Origin of the sequence: Streptomyces sp. NPDC057950 (genome assembly GCF_042887295.1) — a bacterium.
Taxonomy (GTDB): Bacteria; Actinomycetota; Actinomycetes; order Streptomycetales; family Streptomycetaceae; genus Streptomyces; species Streptomyces kaempferi.
In genome coordinates, this window is sequence record NZ_JBHVPP010000028.1 from 26,256 (window position 1) to 35,445 (window position 9,190).

General features: G+C 71.8%; 8 protein-coding genes. 7 read left to right on the forward strand and 1 reads right to left on the reverse strand.

Going from position 1 to position 9,190, the window contains the following annotated elements; translation table 11 throughout:
- The first annotated feature begins 280 nt into the window (after positions 1 to 280).
- Together ACFVTC_RS36265 and ACFVTC_RS36270 are read left to right on the forward strand one after the other, a co-directional pair.
- A complete protein-coding gene (locus ACFVTC_RS36265; protein ID WP_390133029.1) occupies positions 281 to 1,747 on the forward strand; it encodes an amino acid permease in 1,467 nt (488 codons plus the stop codon).
- Between the two features lie 10 nt (positions 1,748 to 1,757).
- Positions 1,758 to 2,210: an Lrp/AsnC family transcriptional regulator gene (locus tag ACFVTC_RS36270; RefSeq protein WP_037621108.1), complete on the forward strand. Its 453-nt coding sequence runs from the start codon at positions 1,758 to 1,760 to the stop codon at positions 2,208 to 2,210.
- Between the two features lie 263 nt (positions 2,211 to 2,473).
- Here ACFVTC_RS36270 and ACFVTC_RS36275 read toward each other — a convergent pair whose 3' ends face one another.
- A complete protein-coding gene (locus ACFVTC_RS36275) occupies positions 2,474 to 3,214 on the reverse strand; it encodes a GntR family transcriptional regulator (protein ID WP_390133031.1) in 741 nt (246 codons plus the stop codon).
- A gap of 211 nt (positions 3,215 to 3,425) precedes the next feature.
- On the opposite strand from ACFVTC_RS36275, the gene ACFVTC_RS36280 reads away from it, so the two are divergent.
- The 5 genes from ACFVTC_RS36280 (at position 3,426) to ACFVTC_RS36300 (ending at position 8,940) form a co-directional block, all read left to right on the forward strand.
- On the forward strand, positions 3,426 to 4,583 hold the full coding sequence (locus ACFVTC_RS36280) for an ABC transporter substrate-binding protein (RefSeq protein WP_390133033.1): 1,158 nt from the start codon (positions 3,426 to 3,428) through the stop codon (positions 4,581 to 4,583).
- Entirely contained in the window at positions 4,580 to 5,482 is a 903-nt protein-coding gene (locus ACFVTC_RS36285; RefSeq protein ID WP_390133035.1) for an ABC transporter permease, read from the forward strand. Before ACFVTC_RS36280 ends, ACFVTC_RS36285 begins: the two co-directional genes overlap by 4 nt.
- The gene (locus ACFVTC_RS36290; protein WP_390133037.1) at positions 5,467 to 6,300 is read left to right on the forward strand and encodes an ABC transporter permease; all 834 of its coding nucleotides are present in this window, start codon (positions 5,467 to 5,469) and stop codon (positions 6,298 to 6,300) included. The genes ACFVTC_RS36285 and ACFVTC_RS36290 overlap by 16 nt, the downstream gene beginning before the upstream one ends.
- A gap of 2 nt (positions 6,301 to 6,302) precedes the next feature.
- Complete coding sequence (locus ACFVTC_RS36295) at positions 6,303 to 7,382, forward strand: ABC transporter ATP-binding protein (RefSeq protein WP_390133040.1); 1,080 nt, start codon at positions 6,303 to 6,305, stop codon at positions 7,380 to 7,382.
- A 61-nt stretch (positions 7,383 to 7,443) separates the two neighbouring features.
- Complete coding sequence (locus ACFVTC_RS36300; RefSeq protein ID WP_390133042.1) at positions 7,444 to 8,940, forward strand: HAD-IA family hydrolase; 1,497 nt, start codon at positions 7,444 to 7,446, stop codon at positions 8,938 to 8,940.
- Positions 8,941 to 9,190 lie beyond the last annotated feature (250 nt).

Here is a 9,190-nt window from a genome sequence, read left to right on the forward strand (position 1 = left end):
CCCCCCCGGCCGACCGGGGACCGGCACCGGCTCGTCCGGCGGCCCGGGGACGGCGCGCACAACCATCCGAAGGGCCCGCGCAACGAACACGCGCGCAGCCGGGATGAACGCAATGATCTTGCGGAGACGCGCAAGGTTGCCGCATTACGCCGGTGAAGGGCCGGCTCATAGGGTCGAGCGCTGTACATGGCGTGGCGGGGACCCCGCTCGGTGGGTCCCTCCTGTCAGGGGTGCCGCCGGTCCCCGCCTTCCCGACCGGCAGCGATGAAGGAGCCAGCGCGTGCTCGATCCCGGCGCACCCCCGCAGTCCCGTCCACAGGCCGCCCCACCGTCCCCTGGTGTCGGGGCGCGCCTGATGCGCCGCAAGCCCGTGGAACGCCTGGTCGCCGAGGGCGGGCAGGGGGAGGGGGGCACCCTGCGGCGTTCCCTCGGCCTGTGGCAGCTGACGATGATCAGCATCGGTGCCACGCTCGGCACCGGCATCTTCGTGGTCCTCGGTGAGGCCGTCCCCAAGGCCGGACCCGCGGTCACCCTCTCCTTCGTGATCGCGGGCCTCACGGCGCTCTTCTCCGCCCTCTCGTACGCGGAACTGGCGGGCACCATCCCGGTCGCCGGGTCCTCGTACTCGTACGCGTACGCGACGATGGGTGAACTGATCGCCTGGATCTGCGGCTGGTGCCTGGTCCTGGAGTACGGCGTCTCGGTGGCCGCCGTCGCGGTCGGCTGGGGCGAGTACCTGAACGAGCTGCTCGACGGCACCATCGGCGTCACCATCCCGGACGCGCTCTCCGCGCCGCCCGGCGACGGCGGACTCTTCAACCTGCCGGCGCTGATCGTCGTCCTGCTCGCCATGGCCTTCCTGCTCGGCGGCGCAAAGGAGTCCGCGCGCGCCAACACGGTCATGGTGGCCGTGAAGATCGTCGCGCTGCTGCTGTTCTGCGCCATCGGCATCCAGGGCTTCAAGTCCGGCAACTACGAACACTTCATGCCGCTGGGCATGGCGGGCGTCAGCGCGGCCGGGGCCACGCTCTTCTTCTCGTACATCGGCTTCGACGCCGCCTCCACGGCCGGTGAGGAGGCGAAGAACGCGCAGCGCGACCTGCCCCGCGCGATCATGCTCTCGCTGGTCATCGTCACGGCGCTGTACGTCGTCGTCGCGGCCGTCGCCGTGGGCGCGAAGCCGTGGCGGCGGTTCAACGACTCGGAGGCCGCCCTCGCCGAGATCATGAAGAACGTCACCGGGCAGACCTTCTGGGGCACCCTGCTCGCGGCCGGCGCGGTCATCGCGATCGCCAGCGTCGTCCTGACCGTGCTCTACGGCCAGACCCGCATCCTCTTCGCCATGTCCCGCGACGGACTCGTGCCCAAGGTGTTCTCACGGGTCCACCCGAAGACCGGCGCGCCCCGCGCCAACACCGTGATCGTCTCGCTGTTCTGCGGTGTCCTGGCCGCCGCGATCCCGCTCGGCCGGCTGGCCGACGCCACCAGTATCGGAACGCTCTTCGCCTTCGCGCTGGTCAACGTCGCCGTCGTCGTGCTGCGCCGGACGCGCCCGGACATGCGGCGTACTTTCCGGGTACCGCTGTCGCCGGTGCTGCCCGCGATCGGCTTCGCGCTCTGCGTCTGGATGATGGGCAGCCTCTCGGCCGTCACCTGGGTGGTCTTCGGAGTCTGGATGGCCGCCGGGCTCGTGTTCTACTTCAGTTACGGCTACCGCCGCTCCCGTATCGCCACCGTAGAGAAGTGAACGACCCGCAGTGCTGAACGATCTCGACGAACGCATCGTGCACGCCCTCGCCGAGGACGCCCGCCGCTCCTACGCGGACATCGGCCAACTGGTCGGGCTGTCCGCGCCGGCCGTGAAACGCAGGGTGGACCGGTTGCGGGCGACCGGGGCCATCACGGGGTTCACCGTACGGGTGGACCCGGCCGCGCTCGGCTGGGAGACGGAGGGCTTCGTCGAGATCTACTGCCGGCGCAACACCTCGCCGGAGACGATCCAGCGCGGGCTGGAGCGCTACCAGGAGGTCGTGGCCGCGTCCACGGTCACCGGGGAGGCGGACGCGGTCGTCCAGGTCTTCGCGTCCGACATGCGGCACTTCGAACGCGTGCTGGAGCGGATCGCGGGGGAGTCGTTCGTGGAGCGGACGAAGTCCGTGCTGGTGCTTTCGCCGTTGCTGCGGAGGTTCTCCTCGGGGTCGCCCACGTAGCGTGTGGCCGATGACCAGGGGCGGGGTGGCGGCCGTTGCGAGTCGTCCGCGGGTGGTTCCGTGGCTGGTCACGCAGTTCCCCGCGCCCCTGAGGGGGATCGGGCGCCTGCGGTGTTGATGGGCGCGGGGTGCCCGTGGTGCTGAGGGGCGCGAGTGGTCGGCGGTGCTGAGGGGCGCAACTTCCCGCGCCTCGGGCGGGTGTTGCTCCCCGCGCCCTGCCGGGTGTTGCTCCCCGCGCCCTGCCGGGCGCGGGGTGTCCTTGCCTACTCCGCCGTCTTCCTCGCCATGGCGTTGTTCCCTATCGAGTTGTGCACGCTGAAGCTCACGGCGTCCGAGCGGTAGCGGTCGTCCGACCACTCCACCGGGCGTCCTTCGCGGGTCGTGGTGACGCGGCGGACGCGGAGCAGGGGGCTGGTGCGCCGGATGCCGAGGAGCTCGGCGTCCTGGGCACCCGCCGCCACCGCGTCGATGACGTGCTCGCCATAGGCGAAGACCAGGCCCGTGTCCTCGAAGAGCCGCTGCGTCACCGAGGGGCAGTCGGGCTCGATGGGCTCGACGGCGGGGGAGATCCAGTCGGCGTACACGGTCCGTTCCAGGAGCACCGGCTCACCGTCCAGGCCGCGCACCCGCAGTACGTGCAACACAGTTGTGCCCTCCGGCAGTTGGAGGCGCACGGCATCCTCGGCGGTCGCCTGACGGTAGGTCTGCTCGACCACGTGTCCCGTCGCCTCGCGTCCCATCGTGCGTGCCCACTCGGCGAAGCTGCGCAGTTCGGCGAAGCTCTGGCTGCGGCGGCTGGCCAGCACCACCCGGCGCGCGCCCTGGCGGGACCCGATCAGGCCCTCGGCGGTCAGGGCCGCGACGGCCTGACGGACCGTGCCGCGCGCCACGCCGTACTGCGCCGCGAGGTCCGTCTCCGGGGGCAGCAGACTGCCCACCGTGTACTCCTCGCGGTCGATCGCCCGCCGCAGCTCGTCGGCGATCTCTTCGTGTCGCGCCCCCATGCTTCCCCTCTGATCCGGCTGCTGTGCACAGCGTGACCAGCCTAATCGAGATCGGACGGTGATCTGGGCAGCTCGAGATTGTGCAGGGAATCGGGGTTCAGGGTTTCGCCAGAGTTTACGAACAGGACATCAGCGCCGGGCCTACTGGGGTCAACTTGTTCAGACAAGTTCTCTGCTTCCTCACACCCTCGTGCGTACTCCTGGAGAGACCGTGACCGTGTTCCTGCCGAGGACCGCCGTCCTCACCGGCGGCCTCGCCGTCGCCGCCGCCCTCGCCCTCAGCGCCTGTGGCGCGGCCCCCGACGACAAGGCGACCACCGCCGACGGCAAGAGCGCGGCCACCGCGACCTCCGCCGCGGACTTCGGTGGTCTCGACGCCCTCGTGAAGGCGGCGAAGAAGGAGGGCACGCTGCACGCGATCGCGCTGCCCCGCGACTGGGCCAACTACGGCGCGCTGATCGACGGCTTCACCAAGAAGTACGGCATCAAGATCGACGTGGAGAACCCGGCCGGCTCCAGCCAGGACGAGATCACCGCCGTCACCTCGCGCAAGGGCCAGGACCGCGCCCCCGACGTCCTCGACCTGGGCAGCTCGTTCGCGCTGAGCGCCGCCCAGCAGGGGCTGCTCGCGCCTTACAAGGTGACGTCGTTCGCCGACATCCCCGAGGCCCAGAAGGACCCGAAGGGACAGTGGTTCAACGACTACGGCGGCTACGTCTCCATCGGCTGCGACGCCAAGAAGGTCAAGGAGTGCCCCAAGACCTTCGCGGACCTGCTGAAGCCGCAGTACAAGGGCCAGGTCGCCCTCAACGGCAACCCCACCAAGTCCGGTTCGGCCTTCGGCGGCCTGTACGCGGCCGCCCTCGCCAACGGCGGCTCCTTCGACGACATCCAGCCCGGCATCGACTTCTTCGGCAAGCTGAAGAAGAACGGCAACTACACGCCCGTCGAGTCGACCCCGGCCACCGTCGAGAAGGGCGAGACGCCGATCAGCATCGACTGGGACTACCTGAACGCCGGCTACGCCGACGAGTTCAACTCCAAGGGCCTCGACTGGACGGTCACGGTCCCCGCGGACGGCCAGTACGCCCAGTACTACTCCCAGGCCATCAACAAGGACGCTCCGCACCCGGCGGCCGCCCGCCTGTGGCAGGAGTACCTCTACAGCACCGAGGGCCAGAACCTCTGGCTCAAGGGATACGCCCGCCCGGCCCTGATGCCGGCCATGGACAAGGCGGGCACGCTCGACAAGACCGCCGCCGCCGCGCTCCCCAAGGTCACGGGTACGCCCACCTTCCCGACCGAGGACCAGCAGAACAAGGCCAAGGGCGTCCTCGCCCAGGGCTGGGGCAAGGCCGTCTCCGGATGACCGTCGCCCTCACCGAGGCCGACACGGTGCCCGCCGCTGCCCCACGGCAGCGGCGGCGCCGCGCCATCGGCCCGCTCGCCGTCCTGCCGCTGCTCGCCTTCGTCGCCATCGCCTTCGGGGTCCCCGCCCTGGCCATGCTGAACGGCGCCTTCACCCTCAAGGACCAGGCCACCGGCGCCACGTCGTACACCACGGCCAACCTGACCGCCTCGCTCCAGGGCGCGTACCTCACCGCCCTGATCGGCAGCGTCAAGCTGTCCGCCGTCTCGGCCGCCCTCGCGACCGTGCTCGGACTGCTGCTCGCCCAGGCCGTGGTCACCTCCCGCTTCCGCGCGCTGCGCGAGGCCGTGCTGACCGCGTCCGGTGTCCTCGCAAACTTCGGCGGTGTACCGCTGGCCTTCGCCTTCGTCGCCACCCTCGGCAACGCGGGCGTCCTGACCCGGCACCTGGGCCTGACCGACAAGGGCTGGAACCTCTACAGCTTCTGGGGACTGGTCATCGTCTACCTCTACTTCCTGATCCCGCTGATGGTCCTCACCATCACGCCCGCCCTGGACGGACTGCGCTCCCAGTGGCGCGAGGCCGCGCAGAACAACGGCGCCACCGGGGTCCAGTACTGGCGCCATGTCGCCCTCCCGGTCCTCGCGCCCTCCCTGCTCGGCGGCCTGGTGCTGCTCTTCGGCAGCGCCTTCGCGGCGTACGCCACCGCCGCGGCCATGGTGGGCAGCGCGGTCCCGCTGGTCACCTTGCAGATCGCCGACGCCATCTCCGGCAACGTCCTGGTCGGCCAGGAGAACGTGGCGCTCGCCCTCAGCCTCGACATGGTCCTGGTCGCGGGCCTGGTCATGGCCGTGTACCTGCCCCTGCAACGACGGAGCGCGCGATGGTTGGAAGCGTGAACAAGTCCCGGCGTGTGCGCCCCTGGCGCGGTGTCGTCCTCGCCTTCGCCGGGCTCTACTTCCTGATCCCGCTCGCGGCGTCCCTGGTCTTCACGGTCGACGTGCCGAACCAGGGGATCACCTTCGACGCGTACAGCCAGATCGTCGGCGCCGACGGCTTCACCTCCAGCCTGCTGCTCTCGCTGGAACTGGCCGCCGCCACCATCGCCGTGGTCCTGCTGCTGATGGTGCCGGCGATGGTCGCCCTGCGGCTGAGCGCCCCGAAGCTGCGGCCCGTGGTCGAGGTGATCTGCTCGCTGCCGCTGGTCGTCCCGCCGATCGCGTTCGTCGCCGGGATCTCCACCGTCCTCAAGTGGGGTCCCGAACACCTCTCCCACACCCCGCTCTTCCAGACGTTCGTGGCGCTGCAGAACCCCGACTTCCCGTTCGTCCTCGTCCTCGCCTACGTCGTGATGGCGCTGCCCTTCGTGTACCGGGCCCTGGACGCCGGACTGCGCGCCGTCGACGTACGCACCCTCGTCGAGGCCGCCCGCAGCTGCGGGGCGAACTGGCCGCAGGCGCTGGTGCGGGTCGTGCTGCCCAATCTGCGCGGGGCACTGCTCAACGCCTCCTTCCTCACCCTGGCGCTGGTGCTCGGCGAATTCACCGTCGCCCAGCTGCTCGGCTTCCAGCCGTTCGCCGTGTGGATCTACAGCATCGGCGGCTCGCAGGCCCAGCTCTCCGTCGCCGTCTCCGTGCTCAGCCTGCTCGTCACCTGGGCACTGCTCCTCTCGCTCGCCGGGCTCGGCGGGCGCTCCCGTACCGCTTCCCGGGGATGACCATGACCCTCACCACGCACAAGACCGCCCCGGCGGTGGAGAAGGCCGCCACCGTCGAATTCCGAGGCCTGCGCAGGGCGTTCGGCACGACCGTCGCCCTCGACGGGCTCGACCTGACCGCCCGGCCCGGCGAACTCCTCGCCCTGCTCGGCCCGTCCGGCTGCGGCAAGACCACCGCGCTGCGGATGCTCGCCGGCTTCGAACACCCCGACTCCGGCGAGGTGCTGGTCGACGGCGAGGACGTCACCCGCGTCCCCGCCCACCGCCGCGACGCCGGCATGGTCTTCCAGTCGTACAGCCTCTTCCCGCACCTCAGCGCCCTCGACAACGTGGCCTTCGGGCTGCGGATGCGCAAGGTGCGCACGGCGGAGCGGCGCACCCGCGCCGCCGAACTGCTCGACCTCGTGGGTCTGGCCGACAAGGGCGAGCGCTTCCCCCACCAGCTCTCCGGCGGCCAGCAGCAGCGCATCGCGCTGGCCCGCGCGCTCGCCCTGCGCCCGCGTGTCCTGCTCCTCGACGAACCGCTCTCGGCGCTGGACGCGAAGGTGCGGCTCAGCCTGCGCGAGGAGATCCGCCGGCTTCAGCAGGAACTCGGCATCACCACCCTGTTCGTGACGCACGATCAGGAGGAGGCGCTGTCCATGGCGGACCGCGTCGCCGTGATGCGGTCCGGGCGGCTCGAACAGTGCGCGGCCCCCGCCGAGTTGTACGGGCGGCCCGCCACCGCGTTCGTCGCGGAGTTCGTGGGCACGATGAGCCGTATCCCGGGACGCCTCGAGGCCACGACCGTCGAGGTGCTCGGACAGCGGCTGCCGGTCGACGGGGACGCGCCCGACGCGCGGGAGGTGGACGTGCTGGTACGGCCCGAGGCGGTACGGGTGGAGGCGGACGACGCCGGTGACGCCCGGCTCGTGGCCAGCGCGTTCCTCGGGGCCGCGACCCGTGTCACCGTGCGGCTCGCGGACGGCACCGAGGTGAAGGCCGACCTGCCCACGCACGAGGCCGCCACGATCGCGCCGGGCGCGGCCGTCACCGTGCGCCTGCCGGAGCGGCCGGTACTGGTCGCCGAGCGCGCGCACTGACCCGCTCCGCTCCCGGCTCTTTCCCCCACCGGACCTCGCCCCACCGGACCTCCCCCCACTGATGAGAGAGAACACCGTGACCCATCGCGCCACCCCCCGACTCCCGCTCCAGGCCGTCCTGTTCGACATGGACGGCACGCTCGTGGACACCGAGCGACTGTGGTGGGAGGCGGTGGAACAGGTGGCCGTCGGGCTCGGGCGCCCGCTCACCGGGGAGGATCAGCCGGAGGTTCTCGGACGGCCCGTCGAGTACACCGCCGACTGGCTGGGCGCGGTCACGGGGACCCCGGCGGAGGGCATCGCCGCCGGGCTGCACCGGGAGTTTGCGGACCGCGTCCGGACCGGGGTGGTGCCCCGCCCGGGCGCACTGCGGCTCCTCGGGGCCCTGGCGCGCGAAGGCGTCCCCACCGCCCTGGTGACCGCCTCGCCCCGGGCCGTCGCCGACACCGTCCTGGACGCGCTCGGTGCCGCGCACTTCGCCACCTCCGTGACCGCCGACGACACCGAGCGCACCAAGCCCGCCCCGGATCCGTACCTCGCCGCCTGCCGCGCGCTCGGCGTCGACCCCGCCCTCTGCGTGGCCGTGGAGGACACCGAGACGGGGGTGGCCTCCGCGGAGGCCGCGGGGTGCGCGGTGCTCGCCGTGCCCTCGCTCGCGCCGATCGGCCCCGCCCCCGGACGCACGGTCCTCACCAGCCTGGAGGAGGTGACGCCGGACCGGCTGCGGGGCATGCTGGCGCCCCGTGAACTGCGGGTGATGAGCTGGAACCTCTGGTACGGCGGGACCAAGGTGGACGACCACCGGGAGAAGCAGCTCAAGGTCATCACGGAGAGCGGCGCGGACGTCGTCGGCCTCCAGGAGACGTACGGGAACGCGGCACAGGAACTGGCCGAGGCCCTCGGCTGGCACCACCACCGGGCCGGGGACAACCTCGGGATCATCAGCCGCCACCCGATCACCGCCCGCCTCGGCGACCCCGAGGTCGGCTTCTACGGCGGGACCGGGGTGCGGATCCGGCTGGAGGACGGCCAGGAGGTGGCCGTCTGGAGCACCCATCTCGACTACACGCCGTACGGACCATACGAGGCCCGTTTCGACGGGCTTCCCGCGGCCGCGCTGATCGCCCACGAGGCCGGCCGGCTGGGCCAGATGCGGGAGATCCTGCGCGAGGTCGACGCCGCGGCCGACCCCGCTGTCCCCGTGATCCTGGTCGGCGACTTCAACAGCCCCTCGCACCTGGACTGGCCGGACGTCGAGTGGCCGGTGACCCGGGCGGCCGAGGAGGCCGGCCTGCGCGACTCCTACCGCGAGGCGCACCCCGACCCGGTGCGGGACCCGGGCCACACCTGGTCGCCGATCCACGCCCTCCACGAGGACGGCAGCGGCCGCCCCGAGCCGCAGGACCGCATCGACTTCGTCCTCCATGACGGCCGCGGCCTGCACGTACGCGACTCCCGCACGGTTGTCACCGGCACCCCGCGCACGTGGCCCGACGTCGCGGACAACGCCTGGCCCTCGGACCACGCGGCGGTACTGACCACGTTCACCCTCGACTAGACGCCCCCACCGAGCCTTGTCTCCCCGCGCACCGGAAGCCACTTTTCCGGGGCGCGGGGATCAGCTTTCAGGGGGCGCGGGGAACGGCGCGTCCAGCCCCCGCCCACCGGCACGGGGCGTCGCAGGGTGTCGTCCCGGGGGTGCGGGGAACGGCGCGTCCAGCCTCCGCCGACCGGCACGGGGCGTCGCAGGGTGTCGTCCCGGGGGTGCGGGGAACGGCGCGTCCAGCCTCCGCCGACCGGCACGGGGC

What these genes read in the sequence shown, in the direction of transcription:
- ACFVTC_RS36300 (WP_390133042.1), top strand. Translation starts at nt 7,444, where the DNA reads ATGAGAGAGAACACCGTGACCCATCGCGCCACCCCCCGACTCCCGCTC.
- ACFVTC_RS36275 (WP_390133031.1), bottom strand. Translation starts at nt 3,214, where the DNA reads ATGGGGGCGCGACACGAAGAGATCGCCGACGAGCTGCGGCGGGCGATC.
- ACFVTC_RS36295 (WP_390133040.1), top strand. Translation starts at nt 6,303, where the DNA reads ATGACCCTCACCACGCACAAGACCGCCCCGGCGGTGGAGAAGGCCGCC.
- ACFVTC_RS36285 (WP_390133035.1), top strand. Translation starts at nt 4,580, where the DNA reads ATGACCGTCGCCCTCACCGAGGCCGACACGGTGCCCGCCGCTGCCCCA.
- ACFVTC_RS36290 (WP_390133037.1), top strand. Translation starts at nt 5,467, where the DNA reads ATGGTTGGAAGCGTGAACAAGTCCCGGCGTGTGCGCCCCTGGCGCGGT.